Source organism: Streptomyces sp. NPDC022552 (assembly GCF_055561875.1).
In genome coordinates this window covers 965,113-982,108 of sequence record NZ_JBVHGJ010000002.1, presented here as the reverse complement: position 1 = coordinate 982,108, position 16,996 = coordinate 965,113, and the positions used below count along the sequence as shown (strand labels likewise).

13 protein-coding genes are annotated in these 16,996 nt (G+C 74.0%); 8 read left to right on the top strand and 5 right to left on the bottom strand.

Annotated elements, in window-relative coordinates:
* The first annotated feature begins 6 nt into the window (after positions 1–6).
* From ACZ3OF_RS09365 to ACZ3OF_RS09355, 3 genes are read left to right on the top strand one after another with little or no spacing between them, the layout of a single operon-like run.
* The gene (locus ACZ3OF_RS09365; protein ID WP_467303715.1) at positions 7–2,034 is read left to right on the top strand and encodes a putative cobaltochelatase; all 2,028 of its coding nucleotides are present in this window, start codon (positions 7–9) and stop codon (positions 2,032–2,034) included.
* Entirely contained in the window at positions 2,034–2,642 is a 609-nt protein-coding gene (cobO, locus tag ACZ3OF_RS09360) for a cob(I)yrinic acid a,c-diamide adenosyltransferase (RefSeq protein ID WP_361432493.1), read from the top strand. The genes ACZ3OF_RS09365 and cobO overlap by 1 nt, the downstream gene beginning before the upstream one ends.
* Positions 2,636–4,051, top strand: a complete 1,416-nt coding sequence (locus ACZ3OF_RS09355; protein WP_467303712.1) for a cobyrinate a,c-diamide synthase — start codon at positions 2,636–2,638, stop codon at positions 4,049–4,051. Before cobO ends, ACZ3OF_RS09355 begins: the two co-directional genes overlap by 7 nt.
* A gap of 2 nt (positions 4,052–4,053) precedes the next feature.
* Here the strand turns inward: ACZ3OF_RS09355 and ACZ3OF_RS09350 are convergent, their stop codons facing one another.
* Positions 4,054–4,782, bottom strand: a complete 729-nt coding sequence (locus ACZ3OF_RS09350; RefSeq protein WP_361592582.1) for a ZIP family metal transporter — start codon at positions 4,780–4,782, stop codon at positions 4,054–4,056.
* A gap of 68 nt (positions 4,783–4,850) precedes the next feature.
* On the opposite strand from ACZ3OF_RS09350, the gene ACZ3OF_RS09345 reads away from it, so the two are divergent.
* Positions 4,851–6,035 carry a bifunctional cobalt-precorrin-7 (C(5))-methyltransferase/cobalt-precorrin-6B (C(15))-methyltransferase gene (locus tag ACZ3OF_RS09345; RefSeq protein WP_467303706.1) on the top strand — a complete coding sequence of 395 codons (1,185 nt, stop codon included), beginning with the start codon at positions 4,851–4,853 and terminating at the stop codon, positions 6,033–6,035.
* Positions 6,032–7,579, top strand: coding sequence for an Rv2231c family pyridoxal phosphate-dependent protein CobC (gene cobC / locus ACZ3OF_RS09340; protein WP_467303703.1), 1,548 nt, complete (start codon positions 6,032–6,034; stop codon positions 7,577–7,579). Before ACZ3OF_RS09345 ends, cobC begins: the two co-directional genes overlap by 4 nt.
* A 78-nt stretch (positions 7,580–7,657) precedes the next feature.
* On the opposite strand, the gene ACZ3OF_RS09335 is transcribed toward cobC, so the two are convergent.
* Complete coding sequence (locus ACZ3OF_RS09335) at positions 7,658–8,653, bottom strand: SCO1860 family LAETG-anchored protein (RefSeq protein WP_467303700.1); 996 nt, start codon at positions 8,651–8,653, stop codon at positions 7,658–7,660.
* Positions 8,654–8,954: 301 nt separating this feature from the next.
* Positions 8,955–9,680, bottom strand: a complete 726-nt coding sequence (locus ACZ3OF_RS09330) for a siderophore-interacting protein (RefSeq protein WP_467303699.1) — start codon at positions 9,678–9,680, stop codon at positions 8,955–8,957.
* Positions 9,681–9,759: 79 nt separating this feature from the next.
* Between ACZ3OF_RS09330 and ACZ3OF_RS09325 the strand changes: the two genes are divergently transcribed.
* Both ACZ3OF_RS09325 and ACZ3OF_RS09320 read left to right on the top strand, forming a co-directional pair.
* Positions 9,760–11,949, top strand: coding sequence for a penicillin acylase family protein (locus ACZ3OF_RS09325; RefSeq protein WP_467303697.1), 2,190 nt, complete (start codon positions 9,760–9,762; stop codon positions 11,947–11,949).
* Positions 11,936–12,511 (top strand): GNAT family N-acetyltransferase, encoded by a 576-nt coding sequence (locus ACZ3OF_RS09320; RefSeq protein ID WP_361668978.1) that lies wholly within the window; start codon positions 11,936–11,938, stop codon positions 12,509–12,511. Before ACZ3OF_RS09325 ends, ACZ3OF_RS09320 begins: the two co-directional genes overlap by 14 nt.
* 142 nt (positions 12,512–12,653) lie before the next feature.
* On the opposite strand, the gene ACZ3OF_RS09315 is transcribed toward ACZ3OF_RS09320, so the two are convergent.
* Both ACZ3OF_RS09315 and ACZ3OF_RS09310 read right to left on the bottom strand, forming a co-directional pair.
* The gene (locus ACZ3OF_RS09315) at positions 12,654–13,739 is read right to left on the bottom strand and encodes an amidohydrolase family protein (RefSeq protein WP_361668980.1); all 1,086 of its coding nucleotides are present in this window, start codon (positions 13,737–13,739) and stop codon (positions 12,654–12,656) included.
* Between the two features lie 41 nt (positions 13,740–13,780).
* Positions 13,781–15,292, bottom strand: a complete 1,512-nt coding sequence (locus ACZ3OF_RS09310) for an esterase (RefSeq protein WP_467303693.1) — start codon at positions 15,290–15,292, stop codon at positions 13,781–13,783.
* A gap of 228 nt (positions 15,293–15,520) precedes the next feature.
* Here ACZ3OF_RS09310 and ACZ3OF_RS09305 point away from each other — a divergent pair, with 228 nt between their 5' ends.
* On the top strand, positions 15,521–16,621 hold the full coding sequence (locus ACZ3OF_RS09305; RefSeq protein WP_361669736.1) for a pyridoxal-phosphate-dependent aminotransferase family protein: 1,101 nt from the start codon (positions 15,521–15,523) through the stop codon (positions 16,619–16,621).
* Positions 16,622–16,996 lie beyond the last annotated feature (375 nt).

Sequence of the window (16,996 nt, the reverse complement as noted above, 5' to 3'; positions counted from 1 at the left end):
CACCCGATGAGCACCCGGTATCCGTTCACCGCCGTCGTCGGCATGGACGACCTCCGCCTCGCGCTGCTGCTCAACGCGGTGAGCCCGGCGGTGGGCGGTGTCCTCGTGCGCGGCGAGAAGGGCACCGCGAAGTCGACCGCCGTGCGGGCGCTCGCGGACCTGCTGCCGTCGGTGGCGGTGGTCTCGGGCTGCCGGTTCAGCTGCGACCCGGCCGCTCCCGATCCGCAGTGCCCCGACGGGCCGCACGAGACCGCGGGTGCCGACGCCCGGCCCGCGCGGATGGTCGAGCTGCCCGTCGGTGCCTCCGAGGACCGGCTCGTCGGTGCGCTGGACATCGAACGGGCCCTCGCCGAGGGCGTGAAGGCCTTCGAGCCCGGGCTGCTCGCGGACGCGCACCGCGGGATCCTGTACGTCGACGAGGTCAACCTCCTCCACGACCACCTGATCGACCTGCTCCTCGACGCCGCCGCCATGGGCTCCTCCTACGTCGAGCGCGAGGGCGTCTCCGTACGGCACGCCGCCCGCTTCCTGCTCGTCGGCACCATGAACCCCGAAGAAGGCGAGCTGCGGCCGCAGTTGCTTGACCGTTTCGGGCTGACCGTCGAGGTCGCGGCCTCCCGCGAGCCCGAGCAGCGCGTCGAGGTCGTCCGGCGACGGCTGGCCTACGACGACGACCCGGCCGCCTTCGCCGCCCGCTGGGCCGGCGAGGAGACCGCGCTCAGGGACCGGATCGTCGCGGCGCGCACGCTGCTGCCGGGCGTGGTGCTCGGGGACGCCGCCCTGCTCCAGATCGCCGCGACCTGCGCCGCGTTCGAGGTGGACGGCATGCGCGCGGACATCGTCATGGCGCGGACGGCGACCGCGCTCGCCGCGTGGGCCGGACGGACGGAGGTGACCTCCGACGACGTACGGCAGGCCGCGCTGCTCGCCCTCCCCCACCGCAGGCGGCGGAACCCCTTCGACGCACCGGGGCTCGACGAGGACAAGCTCGACGAGACGCTGGAGCAGTTCAAGGGCGAGGACGAGGGGGACGACGACCCGGACCCCGGTCCCGACGGCGGACCCGGCGGAGGCCCCGGTGGCGGCCTGCCGCCCCAGGGCGACGCACCGGACGACGGCGCATCCCGGGAGACGGGCCCGGACGATGCCCCCGCGCCCGCGCCTGGCGGGGGCGGTGGCGCCGGTGAACGGGCCGCCGTCAAGGCCGCCGAGCCGTTCCGTACGAAGATGCTCAGCGTGCCCGGACTCGGCGAGGGCGCGGCCGGGCGCCGCTCCCGGGCCCGTACCGAGCACGGCAGGACGACGGGCGCCGTACGGCCCCGGGGCGGCCTGACCAAGCTCCACCTCGCCGCGACCGTGCACGCCGCCGCCCCGCACCAGAAGGCCCGCGGGCGGACCGGCCCCGGGCTCGTGGTCCGCCGGGACGATCTGCGGCAGGCGACCCGTGAGGGCCGCGAGGGCAACCTCGTGCTCTTCGCGGTGGACGCCTCGGGTTCGATGGCGGCGCGGCAGCGGATGAGCGCGGTGAAGGGCGCGGTGCTCTCGCTGCTGCTCGACGCCTACCAGCGGCGCGACAAGGTCGGCCTGGTCACCTTCCGGGGCCGTGACGCCGAGGTCGCCCTGCCGCCGACGTCGTCCGTGGACGCCGCCGCCGCCCGGCTGGAGCAGCTCCCGACGGGTGGCCGGACGCCGCTGTCGGCGGGGCTGCTCAAGGCCCATGACGTGCTGCGCGTCGAGCGGCTGCGCGACCCCTCCCGCCGGCCCCTCCTGGTCGTCGTGACGGACGGCCGGGCGACCGGCGGCGGCGCCGACCCGGTGGCGCTCGCCGCCCGGGCGGCGCGGCTGCACGCCTCCGAGGGCACGGCGGCCGTGGTCGTGGACTGCGAGACCGGCCCCGTGCGGCTGGGGCTCGCCGGGGACCTCGCCCGCGAACTGGGCGGCACGGCCGTGACCTTGGACGAGCTGCGCGCCGACTCGATCGCCGGTCTCGTCAGGAACGTACAGGCAGAACACGCAACGAGGAGGGCCGCTTAATGCCGCAGGGACAGCCGACCGTCGTTCCCGACGACGGTCTCACGACCCGTCAGCGCCGCAACCGCGCGCTGGTGATGGTCCACACCGGTGTCGGCAAGGGGAAGTCGACCGCCGCCTTCGGCATGGCGCTGCGCGCCTGGAACCAGGGCTGGCCGATCGGGGTGTTCCAGTTCGTCAAGTCCGCCAAGTGGAAGGTCGGCGAGGAGAACGCCCTCAAGGCGCTCGGCGAGACCGGCAAGGGCGGCACGGTCGTCTGGAACAAGATGGGCGAGGGCTGGTCCTGGATCCAGCGCGAGGTCGCCGAGGGCGAGCAGTCGCACGAGGACAAGGCGCGCGAGGGCTGGGAGCAGGTCAAGCGCGACCTCGCGGAGGAGAAGTACAAGTTCTACGTCCTGGACGAGTTCGCGTACCTGCTGCACTGGGGCTGGATCGACACCAAGGAGGTCGTCGAGGTGCTGCGCGACCGTCCCGGGCAGCAGCACGTCGTCATCACGGGCCGCAACGCCCCGCAGGAGCTGGTGGACTTCGCGGATCTCGTGACGGACATGTCGAAGGTGAAGCACCCGATGGACGCGGGCCAGAAGGGCCAGCGGGGCATCGAGTGGTAGCACGTCTCGTCATCGCCGCGCCGTCCTCCGGCGCCGGCAAGACCACGGTCGCGACCGGTCTGATGGCCGCGTTCGCGGGCCGTGGTCTCGCGGTGTCGCCGCACAAGGTCGGCCCCGACTACATCGACCCGGGCTATCACGCGCTCGCGACGGGGCGGCCGGGCCGCAACCTCGACGCGTACATGTGCGGTACGGGGCTGATCGCGCCGCTCTTCGAGCACGGGGCGCGCGGCTGCGACCTGGCGGTCGTCGAGGGCGTCATGGGCCTGTACGACGGCGCCGCCGACCAGGGCGAGCTGGCGTCGACGGCGCAGGTCTCGAAGTTGCTCAAGGCACCGGTGGTGCTGGTCGTGGACGCCTCGTCGCAGTCGCGGTCGGTGGCGGCGCTGGTGCACGGCTTCGCCTCGTGGGATCCGGAGGTGCGGATCGGCGGGGTGATCCTGAACAAGGTGGCGACGGACCGGCACGAGCATCTGCTGCGGGAGGCGCTCGGGGAGTCGGGGGTGCCGGTGCTGGGGGTTCTGCGGCGGGCGCCCGCGGTCGCCACGCCGTCGCGGCACCTCGGGTTGGTGCCGGTCGCCGAGCGGCAGGCTCAGGCCGTCGAGGCGGTTGCCGCGCAGGCGGAGCAGGTCCTTCAGGGGTGCGACCTGGATGCGCTCCTGGCCCTTGCGCGATCGGCGCCGGAGCTGCACGCCGAGGCGTGGGAGCCCACCAGGGCGTGGGCAGGCGCTGCGCAGGGCGGAACGGGTGGGCAGAGCCCGACCACCGGCCCGCACCCGGCACACACCCCGGGCCGTCGCCCGGTGGTCGCCGTAGCCGGTGGCGCCGCCTTCACCTTCTCGTACGCCGAGCACACGGAGTTGCTGACCGCCGCCGGCGCCGACGTCGTCACCTTCGATCCGCTCCGGGACGAGGCCCTTCCCGAGGGCACGAGCGGGCTCGTCATAGGCGGGGGCTTTCCCGAGATGTACGGGGCCGAGCTCTCCGCCAACGAGCCCCTGCGCAAGGCCGTCGCCGCGCTGGCCGCCTCCGGCGCGCCCGTCGCCGCCGAGTGCGCCGGCCTGCTGTACCTCGCCCGTTCGCTCGACGGGACGCCGATGTGCGGGGTGCTCGACGCCGACGCGCGGATGTCGGAGCGGCTCACGCTCGGGTACCGGGACGCCGTCGCCGTGAGCGACAGTCCGCTCGCCGCCGCCGGGGCGCGGCTGCGCGGCCACGAGTTCCACCGGACCGTGATCGAGCCGGGCGCCGGGGCGAACGCGGCCTGGGGACTGCGGCAGCCGGAGCGGCGCATGGAGGGGTTCGTACAGCAGGGGGTGCACGCGAGTTATGTGCACACCCACTGGGCGGGCGCCCCGGAGGCGGCGGTGCGGTTCGTGGAGCACTGTGCGAACGGGACCGTGGCGTGAGATCAGCCGCCGGACAGGCCCACCACGAGCCAGATGAAGCCCACGCCCGCCACCGTGCACAACAGGGTGGAGCGGGCGGGGTGTTCGTGGTGGGCCTCAGGCAGGATCTCGGCCGCGGCGAGGTAGAGCAGGGCGCCGCCGAAGAACCCGAGATAGCTGCCGAGCAGTTCCTCCGGAAGGGTGAACAGCAGGGTGGACGCGGCGCCGACGATCGGCGCGAGCGCGTCCGCGATCAGCATGATGACCGCCTTGCGACGGGCGTTCCCGTACAGGCTGGTGATCGTGTACGTGTTGAATCCGTCGGCGAAGTCGTGGGTGATGACGGCGAGCGCGACGGTCGCGCCCATGCCCCCGCCGACCTGGAAGGCGGCGCCGAGCGCGATGCCGTCCATGAGGCTGTGGGCGACCATGGCGGCGGCCGCGGTGAGGCCGACCTGCGGCACCCTCTCGTCCGCGCCGACGCCGTGCGCCGCCTGACGGACGGCCAGCAGCCGTTCCACCACGTGGGCGAGGAGGAACCCGCCCACGAAGAGCAGCAGGGCCTGCGGAACACCGAACACCTTGGTGCCGGAGGCCTCCAGCGCCTCCGGCAGAAGGTCGAGTCCGACCACACCCAGCATGAGTCCGCCGGCGAGGCCGAGGACCAGGTGGCGTCGGTCGGTGACGCGCTGCGCCGTCCATCCGCCGAACAGCGTCATGAGGAACGCGCCGAGCGCGACGAAAACGGCCATGCGCCTTTGCTATCCGATCGGGCACGCTCCGCGCACATCAGCGGCGCCGTGGCGGGGAGGCTGGTCGCGTGATCACGGTGATCGGCAGCGGTGCGGGCGCGGACCTGGGCTCCTGGGCGGGTGAGGCGGCCCTCGTGGTGGACGTGCGGGGCGACGAGTTGACGGACACGGAGCTCGACCTGGTCGAGAAGCACGTGTCCGCGGGCGGGACGCGGGTGATCGTGCGCGTGCTCGGGGACCCCGGGTTCTTCGGGGTGGTACGGACGTTGGAGGAGCGCTTCGGGCCCGACGGGATCGACGTGCGGCCCGGGCCCACTGCCGTGGGGCTCGCCTTCGCCCGCCTCGGACTGCCGTGGGACGACGCCCTCGTGGTGGAGGGATCGGCGCTCGACCGCGCGGTGAACGTCTGCCGTGCGCATCCCAAGGTGGCCGTGCTGCCCGGGCCCGGGGTGGGCCCGGCGGAGCTGGGCGGGGAACTGCTGCACCGGGTGGCGTCGCGGACGCTGGTGGTGTTCTCGGCGCTGGGCGATCCCTTCCGTGAGCGTTTCGAGCGGGTGGAGCCCGCGGAGGCGATGTGCCGGAGCTGGGAGGGCGTGAGCCTGATCCTGTGTCTGGACGAGACGCGGCAGCACGGGCCGGCGCCCACGGTGACCGGGCCGCTCACGGGGCCGGGCCGATGGGCGCTGCCCGACGCGGAGTTCGGGGCTGACGGGGGGCACGGGGCCGACGGCGCGGACGGCCCTTCCGTACTGCCGTACGAGGCGCGGGCGCTGGCGCTCGCCCGGCTCGGGCCGCGGGCCGGGGATCTGGTCTGGGAGATCGGTACGGGCTGCGGCGCGGTGGCGATCGAGTGTGCGCGGCTCGGCGCGGCGGCGGTCGCCGTGGAGCAGACGGCGTCCGGTGTCGAGCGGATCCGGGCGAACACGGCCGCGCACGGTGTGGAGGTGCGGGCGGTGCACGGGGCGGCGCCGACGGTGCTGTCCCATCTGGCCGATCCGGACGGGGTGTTCATCGGCGGCGGTGGCCGTGAGCTGAGGACGATCGTGCTGACGGCGGGGCGGCGGGCGCGGCGCGCGGTCGTGGTGGCGGTGACGGCCCTGGAGCAGGTGGCGGCGGTCCGCTCGGCGCTGGCGTCCTGCGGCCTGGCGACGGAGGGCGTGCTGTTGCAGTCGCAGCGCCTCCTCGCGCTGCCGGGCGGTTCCTCCACGATGGTGCCGACGGCGCCGGTGTTCCTGGTGTGGGGTACGCGGTGAGCGGGGCGACCGTGGGCGTCGGCGCCCGCTCGGGGGTCTCGGTGGACGAGGTCCTCGGCCTGGTCACGGAGTCGCTGCGGGAAGCCGGTCTCACGGGTTCGGACGTCACGGCGCTCGGCACGCTGGAGGCCCGGGCGACCGAGCCGGGCATCGTGGCCGCGGCCGGGCGGCTGGGGGTGCCGCTGCGGGCGTACGGTGCCGAGGCGCTGGCCGCCGTCTCCGTACCGCATCCCTCGCGGGCACCGCTCGCGGCGACGGGGACGGCGTCGGTGGCGGAGGCGGCGGCGCTGCTGGCGGCGGGCGCCGGTGCCGTCCTTCTCGTACCGAAGAGGAAAACGTCGCGCGTGACGTGTGCTATCGCCCGCTCCCTCCCCTTTCGTCCGAACGAAGATGCCGCTGCCGTACGGTTGTTGCCCCGGAGTCAGGGGTACATCGCTGGTCAGACGGAGCCCCGTACACCCCCCACTCATCACCCGACGGCGGCCATGGATACCCACGCGCACAGAGACGTCCACGATCTGCGACACCACGGTGACGCGGAGGTACGGGACGAGAAGCTGATCGACCTCGCGGTCAACGTACGGACGAACACGCCGCCGGAATGGCTGCGGGCGCGGATCGCGGATTGCCTGACAGGTCTTGCTCACTACCCGGACGGCCGGGTCGCGCGGGCGGCGGTCGCCGAGCGGCACGATCTGCCGGCCGGGCATGTGCTGCTCACGGCCGGGGCCGCGGAGGCGTTCGTGCTGCTCGCGCGGGCGCTGCCGGTGCGGCGGCCGGTGGTGGTGCATCCGCAGTTCACCGAGCCCGAGGCGGCCCTGCGCGACGCGGGCCACGAGGTGGGCCGGGTGCTGCTGCGGGAGGAGGACGGTTTCCGGCTCGATCCGGCGGCCGTTCCGGAGGACGCGGACCTGGTGGTGATCGGGAATCCGACGAACCCGACGTCCGTCCTCCATCCGGCGGCGGCGATCGCGGCCCTGGCGCGGCCGGGGCGGACGCTGGTGGTGGACGAGGCGTTCATGGACGCGGTGCCGGGCGAGCGGGAGTCGCTGGCCGGGCGGACGGACGTACCGGGTCTGGTGGTGCTGCGGAGCCTCACGAAGACCTGGGGTCTGGCGGGGCTGCGGATCGGCTACGTCCTCGCGTCTCCGGAGACGATCGCGCTCCTCGAGCGGGCGCAGCCGCTGTGGCCGGTGTCCACTCCGGCGCTGGTGGCGGCGGAGGCCTGCATGTCGCGGGCCGCGCTGGCGGAGGCCGAGCACGCGGCGCACCGGATCGGGGTGGAGCGGGCCCATCTGCTGGCGGGACTCGCGGAGTTCGACGAGGTGCGGGCCGTGGCGGCGGCGGAAGGCCCGTTCGTACTGGTCCGGATCGATCGCGCGGACGCGGTACGGGAGCGGCTGCGGGCGCTCGGCTTCGCGGCGCGGCGCGGGGACACGTTCCCGGGCCTCGACCGGAACTGGCTCCGGCTCGCGGTGCGGGACAGGGTGACCACGAACAGGTTCCTGCAGGCCCTGGACCAGGCCCTGTTGATAGAGGGCTAGCCAGGCGTCGAGGTCGGTCCGGGGAGGACAGGAGGAGGGCGGCGTGATCGCCGCCCTCCTCACTCCCCCTAGGGTCGGTCAGTTCCGGGCGCGGCTACGGGCCAGGACGAGCGCTCCCGCGCCGCCGCCGAGCAGGACGATCGCGCCGCCGGCCAGGTACGGGGTCATCGAGCTGCCGCCCGTCGCGGCGAGGTTCTGGTCGGTGGGGTTGGCGCCGTCGTTCTGGGTCGTCACACCACTGTCGTCGCTGGGCTCGGCGGAAGGCTCCTGCGAGGGCTGCTCGCTGGGCTTCTCGGTCGGCTTCTCGGTCGGCTTCTCGGTGGGCTTCTCGGTGGGCGGGTCCGTCGGGCCGGCACCCTTCGGCGTCTCGCAGGTGGCCTCGGCGAGCGTCACCACACCCTTGACCTGGGCCACACCGAGCTTCAGCGGGTCGACGTCCACGTTCAGTTCGAGCGCGGTCGCGGCTGCGGTGCGCGAGGTGGTGGACGTACGGGACAGGTCGAGGGTCACCTCGCCGACGCCCGGCACGGTGACCTTGGTCTGCCCGGCGGTCGAGAGGGTGGTCTTCTTGCCGAAGACGGTCACGTGCCCGAGGACGTTGGCCTCGGCGACCGGCTGCTTGCCCGTCTCGCAGACCGCGTCGGCGGTGACCTTCTCGACCTCGATCAGGGAGAGCGCCCGGATACCGGGAACGTGGACCCGCGCCTTGACGAGGTTCACATGCCCCTCGGCCTTGTTCTTCTCCACCGTGGCCGTCGAGGTGGCGACGTCCGCCCGCAGGATGCTGATCGGCTTGCCGTTCTCGGCACCCTCCACCTTCACGGTCAGCGCCGTCTTGTTCTCGCTCTCCGGCGCCGTCACCTCGTTGAGGGAGGTCCGGACCGGCACCTGGACCGACTTGCCGAGCAGGGAGACGTCGAGACCGGCTCGCAGGACGACGGCGGTCGCACGCCCCTCACCGCCCGTGGCGTGCGCCGCGGGGGCCAGGAGGACCACGGGCCCGACGGCCAGCGCGACGGCGGTCGCCGCGGCGGCGGTGCGGCGTACGGGCATGCGGAAGGTGTTGCTGTTCAAGATGGTGGTACCCCCACAAGAGACATGGCGCCGCCGGCCGCTCACCACGGGGACACGGGATCGACGCGGGCTCGGCGACTTGAGACACCGGAATCTTTACGCACGGAGAGTGAACCGACAGGCACCTGGCGTGAGTTCACTCTAAAGGGGGGTTTCCGCGTCCATATTCGATTCTTTCGACACACACGTTCCCGCGCGCCCCGCGCGTTGCATGGCGCGCGGGTGCACGCGGGAAGTGCTTCAACGATCCGCGCCGGTCAGGGGTAACGGACGGTCAACCCGGCGCACCGGCGGGGCTCGCTCAGGTGGCGCGCCAGTAACCCAGCGAGTGGACCCGGTCCTTGGGGAGGGCGAGCTCCTTGCGGACGTACGTGGCGAGGGTGCGGGTGGTCGCGGTGTCGCAGGCGATCCAGACGTACGGGTCGTCCCCGAGCAGCTCCGGGAGCTCCTTGCGCACCTGCTCGACGAGCGCCGCGCCGCCGCCCTGCCGGGGGACCCGGCGCACCTCGTGCCGGTCCGTGTCGACGCGCAGCGGCAGCTCCTCGTCGGCGTCGTGCGAGGTCTCGAACCAGAGCGTGGCCGGGACGTCGGGCGCGGAGTCGAGGAGGGAGTTGATGGCGGGCGTCGAGGCCGGGTCGCCGATCACGAGCATGCGGCCGGGCCGGGGTTCGGGGGCGGTGAAGCCGGTCCCCTGGAGGGTGGCCTCGATGGTGTCACCGGCGGCACAGGTACGGGCCCAGTCGCTGGCGGCTCCTTCGTGGAGCGCGAACTCCAGACTGAAGGTCCCGGCGGCCGGGTCGGGGTCGACGAGGGTGTAGGCGCGCTGGTGCGGCTTGCCCGCGTTCTCGAACCAGAGCCGCACCCACATCGTCGGATGGACCCCGGCGGCGGCGAGGAGCCCTCCGTCCGTCAGGTGCACCCGGCGGTAGTGCTCGGTGACCTGCTCCGCCCCGGTGACGGTGAACGTGAAGTCCCGGCCACGGAACAGTTTGAGGACGACACCTTCCCAGCCATGCCCTTGCCCCACCGCGATCGTCTCCCCTGCGTAGCGTAGTTTAATTTAGGTCAGCCTAACCTAATCAACGTCGGACGGGATCGGAGTCGGAGTGAGCATCGAGGTCTACCGGGACGATTGGGGCGTTCCGCATCTGCGGGCCGCCGATCCGATCGCACTCGTCTTCGCGCAGGGGCGGGTGACGGCGGTGGACCGTGCCTGGCAGCTGGAGGTCGAACGGCACCGGGCGCAGGGCACGTCGGCCGCGTTCCTCGGCACGGGCGAGACCGGCTGGGACACCTTCGTACGGCAGGCCAGGCTCGCCGACACCGCCCGCCGCTGCTTCGACGCGCTGGACCCGGAGACGGCGCGGTGGGTACAGGCGTACGTGGACGGGGTCAACGCCGGCCTGCCGGAAGGGGCCGCGCGGGCGGCCCAGTTCGCGCGGGTGGGGCTCGCGCCGGGGCGCTGGGAGCCGTGGACGCCGCTGGCGGTCTGGCTCTCCACGCACATCCTCTTCGCGGGCTTCCCCACCAAGCTGTGGCGGGAGGAGGTCGCGCGTCGGCTCGGCGAGGAGTGGACGGAGCTGTTCGCCACGGACGGACCGGGCACGTCCGGGTCCAACGGCTGGGTCGTCTCCGGGGCCCGGACGGCCAGCGGGGCGGCGATCGTGGCCGGCGACCCGCACCGCTTCATCGAGGCGCCGGGGGTCTACCAGCAGATCCGCCTCGCCTGCCCGGAGTTCGACGTGCTCGGCCTCGCGGTCCCCGGCGTGCCGGGTCTCGCCCACTTCGGGCACACGGGCCGGGTGGCATGGGCGATCACCAACGCGATGGCCGACTACCAGGACCTGTACCGCGAGCGGCTGCGGCGGACCGCCGACGGCGGGGTGGAGGCGCTGGGCCCGGACGGCTGGCGCCGGGCGTCCGCGCACCGGGAGACGGTCGAGGTGACGGGCGGGGAGCCGGTCGAGATCGAGGTGATCGAGACGGAGCGCGGGCCGGTGATCATCGGCGCGGACGGCGGACCGGCGCGGACGGACACGGCCACGCACGGCGGACCGGCGGGCACGGGCGCGGACGGCGGCGCGGCGGGCGCGGGTGCGGGTGCGGAGGCGACTGCCGGGCCCGGCGGTGACCCCTCCTCCTGGGAGGCGATCAGCCTGCGCTACCCGCCGCGCGTCACCGGTGAGCTGGGCTTCGGCGTCCTGCCCGAGCTGCTCGCCGCCCGGACCGTCGCGGACGTGGACCGCGCCGTCGACGGCTGGGCCGAGCCGGTCAACGTCGTCCAGGCCGCCGACGTGGACGGCGGCCTGCTGCACCGCGTCGCGGGGTACGTCCCCGTGCGCGACCGGGCCAACTCCCTGCGGGTGGTGCCCGCCTGGGAGGCCGCCCACGCCTGGACGGACGAGGCCGCGGCCACGCCCCGCGCGGACGTCGACGGACACGCCGTCATGGCCAACGCACGGGGGATCGCCGCCCCGTTGGGCGTGGAGTTCTCTCCCCCGCACCGGGCCGCGCGGATCGACGCCCTGCTGGCCGCCTCGACGGCCTGGACGCCGGACGGTATGACCGCCGTCCACACCGACACCGACAACCCCTCGGCGGCCCGGCTGCTGGACGCGGTCCGGGCCGGGGGCGAGGACGGTCTCTCCTCCGGCGCCCTCGCCGTCCGGGCGCGGCTGCTCGCCTGGGACCGGCGGATGGAGGCGGACAGCGCCGACGCCGGCCTGTACGCGGCCGTGCGCGGGGCCGTCGTGCGGCGGGTCGCCGGGCATCCGGCGTTCGCGGCGCTGCGGGAGCCCGCCGCGCACCCGGCGGTCTTCCAGCCCTGGCTGGCGCTCGGGCCCCGCGTGGCGTTCGCGCTGGAGACCCTGCTCGTCTCCGGCCCCGTACCGGCCGCCGACATCGACGGCATCGTGCGGGAGGCCCTGGAGGAGGTCGCCGCCGGGGACGCGCCGCCCGCCTGGGGCGTCACGCACCGGCTCGCCCCGTGGGAGGCGCTTCCCGAGGAGGACGACGCACGATGGCCCGGGCTCGGCGGGGACCACGACTGCGTGCTGTCCACGTCCAGCGTGCCCGGGTTCACCGACCGCAGCGCCCGCGCGTCCGCCGCCCGCTACGTCTGGGACCTCGCCGACCGCGAGCGGAGCCTCTGGGTCGTGCCGTTCGGCGCCTCCGGCGTCACCGGCGACCCGCACCACCGCGACCAACTCCCCCTGTGGCTGCGGGGCGAACTCGCCCCCGTCACCACCGACTGGAACCACCTCACCAAGGAGCACCCCCGCCATGACGACCACTGAGTCCAGACAGCCGACCCACCTCCAGACCGTCGAGGGCTTCGGCACCGTACGGATCGACCCCGTCGATCCCGATCGCGACGCCGGCCTCATCCACGGCTGGGTCAACGAGGACCGCGCCCGGTTCTGGGGCATGGGCGGGACGACCGTGGAACAGGTACGGGAGATCTACGCGCACCTGGACTCACTCACCACGCACCACGGCTTCCTCGTGCGGCGGGACGGCGAGCCGGTGGCGCTCTTCCAGACGTACGAGCCCGAGGCCGACCGCGTCAGCGAGTGCTACGAGGTGCTGCCGGGCGACATCGGGGTGCACATCCTGATCGCCCCGGCCGCCACCCCCGAACCCGGCTTCTCCGCCAAGCTGTTCGTCGCGCTGAACGACTTCGCGATGAACGGCCGCACGCGCGCGGTAGCCGAGCCGGACGCCGACAACGAGAAGGCGATCGCCCGGCTGGTGCGGGCGGGATTCGAGCTCGGGCCCGAGGTCGTGCTGCCGGAGGTGGACCTCCCGGAGGTGTTCATCCCGGCGAAGAAGGCGCGGCTCGCGTTCCTGACCCGTTGACGCGGCGCGGGCCCGGGAGCCTGCGGACCCCCGGGCCCGGGAAAGCCGAGGGCACCCCGGTCCTGGCCGAAGGGCACCCCGGCCCCTCTCCCTGCCCCCGGCGCCACCCCGGCGCCGATCGCCGGCGCCGGTCGCCGGCGCCTCAGCCGATCACCCGGCCGTTCACGACGACCCTGCGCGGCGCCGCCAGGGCGCGGACGTCCGCCCGGGGGTCCTCGGCGTAGACGACGAGGTCCGCCGGGGCGCCCTCCTCCAGGGAGGGGCGGCCCAGCCAGGCGCGGGCGCCCCAGGCCGTCGCCGAGAGGGCCTCGATCGGCGGGATGCCGGCCTTGACCAGCTCCTCGACCTCGGCCGCGACCAGGCCGTGGGCCAGGGAGCCGCCGGCGTCCGTGCCGACGAAGACCGGGACGCCCGCGTCGTACGCCGAGCGGACGGTGTCGTACCGGCGCTCGTACAGCCGTCGCATATGCGCCGACCAGCGCGGGAACTTCCGCTCGCCGCCCTCGGCGAGCCGGGGGAACGTGGCGATGTTGACGAGGGTCGGGACGATCGCCACGCCCCGCTCGGCGAAGAGCGGGATCGTCTCCTCGGTGAGTCCGGTGGCGTGCTCGATGCAGTCGATGCCCGCCTCCACCAGGTCCCGCAGCGAGTCCTCCGCGAAACAGTGCGCGGTGACCCGTGCCCCGAGCCGGTGGGCCTCGGCGATCGCCGCCTCGACCTCGGGGCGGGGCCAGCAGGCGCCGAGATCGCCCGCGTCCCGGTCGAGCCAGTCCCCGACGAGCTTGACCCAGCCGTCGCCGCGCCGGGCCTCCTGCCCGACATACGCCACGAGGTCCTCGGGCTCGATCTCATGGGCGTAGTTGCGGATGTAGCGGCGGGTGCGGGCGATGTGCCGGCCCGCGCGGATGATCTTCGGCAGGTCCTCGCGCTCGTCGATCCAGCGGGTGTCGGAGGGCGAGCCCGCGTCACGGATCAGGAGCGTGCCCGCGTCGCGGTCGGTCAGCGCCTGCTTCTCGCTGGTGGCGGCGTCGACCGGGCCGTGCTGGTCCAGGCCGACATGGCAGTGCGCGTCGACGAGACCCGGCAGGGCCCAGCCCTCCACCGTCAGCGCCTCGCCGGACGGGCGGGTGTACGTGATCCGCCCGTCGACCGCCCACAGCTCGTCCCGTACGTCCTCCGGACCGACGAGCACCCGCCCCTTCACATGCAGCACCACGTGATCGCTCATGTCTGCACTCTACGAGGGGCGGGCAGCCCGCTACAGACGGGTCATTCGTCGATCGCCGCGCCGAAGAGGGCGTCCACGGCCGGGCCGCCGAGCGAGCCCGCCGTGTACGTCCACGAGCCCGCCGCCGTCAGCCCTCCCGTACCCGCCGAGAACACCCAGACATGCCCGTCGCCCGAGTTCTCGCCGGGTGCCGAGGCCAGCAGTCCGAAGCGGCCGTCGCGGTTCGGGTCGGTCAGCCGGACCTGGGCGCCGAACCGGTCGCCCCGCTCGACCACGCCCGGTACGGACGGCGAGTCCTGCGTCCACCCCCGGGCGCCGGTACCGGTGGGACCGGAGCGGGTGCCCCGCAGGACGGTGACCATGCCGGAGTCGGCGATCGTGCCGTTGTCCTCCCCGGGGGCACCGATCGCGACCTCCGCATAGCCGTCGCCGTCGGTGTCCGCGACGGAGAGGTCGGAGCCCCAGCCGTCGCCGCGCTCGGAGCTGCCGGGCACGCCCGGGGAGTTCTGGGTCCACCAGCGCGGCGGCGTGCCCGGGCCCTCGGTTCCGGCCGGCCCGGACGGGCCGCCGAGGTAGACGCCGACCATGCCGCCGGTCATGCTCTCGCCGCCGTCGTCCGGGCTGTGCGGTTCGCCCGTGACGAGGTCGTCCTTGCCGTCGCGGTTGATGTCCCCGGACGCGACGACCGGACCGCCGCGCAGTTCGCGTGCGAAGTCGAGCGAGTCGGCGTGGCCCGAGAGGTACCAGGACCAGCCGTGGCCGGATTCGGCCCCGGTGGTGACGCCGCTGATGACCAGGTCCGCGAAGCCGTTGCCGTCGTAGTCGCCGGTGGTGAGGGACTTCGTGGCGAGGTCGCGCGGCACGGCGGTGGCCGTCCTCAGGGAGGAGCGGTTGAGCGCACTGCCCCGGTCCTGGCGGGCGGTCTCGCCCGGCTGGGCGGCGGAGGTGAACAGGTGCCGTTCGGCGCCGTTCCGGTCGAGGGCGATGAGTTGGTCGCCGTCGGTCTCGGCGGTGAAGCGGGCGGCGGCGAACGCGAAGCCGAAGCGGGCCCCGGCGGTGGCGCCCAGCAGGCTCTCGAGCCCCTGGCTGTGGCTGCCGACGAGCCCTCGTGGAGAGCCCCAGAGGATCAGGGCGCCGCCGGTGTCGGCCCGGGTGCCGATGTCCTCGCCGGGGACGCCGACGATCGCGTCGTCGTAGCCGTCCCCGTCCAGGTCGCCGGTGGCGACGGCCTGGCCGAAGGCGTCGCCGGTCTCCGCGCCGCCGGGCACGCCGGCGGTGTTCTGGTGGAGGACGGCGGCACGGGTGGTGCCGATGCCGCGGGACGAGCCGTACTGGACGGTGACGAGGCCGGCGCCGCGCCTGCCGCCGACGGTCGCGCCGGGCGCGCCGACGAGGACGTCGTCGTAACCGTCGCCGTTGAAGTCGCAGTTGCGGTCGTCGGCACGGGTACTGCCGGGGACTCCGGCATGGGCGGCGGGCGCGGTGACGAGGCCCGCGCCGGCGGTGAGGAGGAAGGTCGCGGCGGTGAGCGCGACGAGTCGGTGCGTGCGCATGGAGCGGCTCCTGGATGCTGCGAGGATCCGGGCGGCTGCGGGGGTGTCCGGAAAGGGCCCGTCCCTTGTCCGTCACCCTCTTCGACACCGGATGAGCGGTCAGGGTTGTACGCGCTCGTTGTCTCGTTTCGGGTACGTAGGGGCCCGGACGTCCGAAGCGGCCGGGTACCGGCTCGGTACCCTGAAGCGACGCTCGACCCTCCTTTCGAAGAAGGCACCACCGTGACCGTGACACATCCGCTGCTGGACCTGGCCCCGCTGACCGCCGCGCACTTCGCGTCCATCGAGCGGAGGGTGGCCGCCCTGCTCTCGACGGAGCAGGACGTGGTGATCACGCAGGGCGAGGCGCTGCTGCCGCTGGAGGGCTGCATCCGCAGCGGGGCCCGGCCGGGCTCGACCGCGCTGAACATCGTCACGGGGCCGTACGGCCAGACGTTCGGCAACTGGCTGAGGGACTGCGGCGCCACGGTCGTGGACCTGGAGGTGCCCTTCCACACGGCGGTGACGGCCGCTCAGGTGGAGCGCGCCCTGGCCGAGCACCCGGAGATCGACTTCGTGTCGCTGGTGCACGCCGAGGCGGCGACCGGCAACACCAACCCGGTCGCCGAGATCGGCGAGGTCGTGCGGGCACACGGCGCGCTGTTCTACCTCGACGCGGTGGCGTCGATCGGCGCGGAGCCGGTACTGCCGGACGCCTGGGGCGTGGACATGTGCATCATCGGCGCACAGAAGGCGATGGGCGGTCCGGCGGGCGTCTCGGCGGTCTCCGTGAGCGAGCGGGCGTGGGAGCGGTTCGCCGCCAACCCGCGGGCGCCGCGCCGTTCGTACCTCTCCCTCCTGGACTGGAAGGAGCGCTGGATCGACGGCGGCCGGACGGCCCTGCTGCACGCGCCGGCGCAGCTGGAGATGCTCGCCCTCGAGGCGTGCGTGGAGCGGATCGAGACCGAGGGCCTGGACGTGCTGATGGCCCGTCACGCGTCCGCCGCGGCCGCGACGCGGGCGGGCACGCTGGCGCTGGGCGGCGGCCTGGAGCCGTACGTCCACGAGGCGAAGGACGCGGCCCCGGTCGCGACGACGCTGCGCGCCCCGGCGGGCGTGGACGCCTCGCAGCTGGTGGCCCGGGCGCTGGCCGTGGATCCGTCGTTGCCGCTGATCGCGGGCGGCGGGGCGCTGGCGAAGGAGATGATCCGGGTCAACCACTACGGCGCGGACGCGACGCCGGGCGCGGTGCAGTCCTCGCTGGCGGCCCTGGGTGCGGCGCTCGCCGAGACGGGCCGCCCGGTGGACCTGGAGGGCGCCCGCCGCGCGGCGACGGAGGCGTGGGTCTAGTACGGGAGACCCCTGGGGCACGGCGCACCCGGCAAGGGGCCGGGGTGACGGGCGGGACGGTACGACGTCCGCCCGTCACCCCGGCCCCTTTCGCATGGGCCCGCCCGGCCGGTTCCGTGCGCGGCGGCGGCCCGCCAGGAACCGCCACCGCGAATTGTTCCCAGGCATTCTCCGACCACATTCCCAGGACGTATTTCGCGCGCGCATTATCGACGCGAATTCCCCGTGCACCTTCCGGGTTTCTTCTGCCCCCGATCAAGGACCCTAAACGCTAAGGTTTCATCAGCACTTCCGAGCCATTCCACCACCTGTGACGGACTCCACACCCTCGCCGTTTCGCCCGTATTTATACCGTCAAACCCGGACAGAACAGCG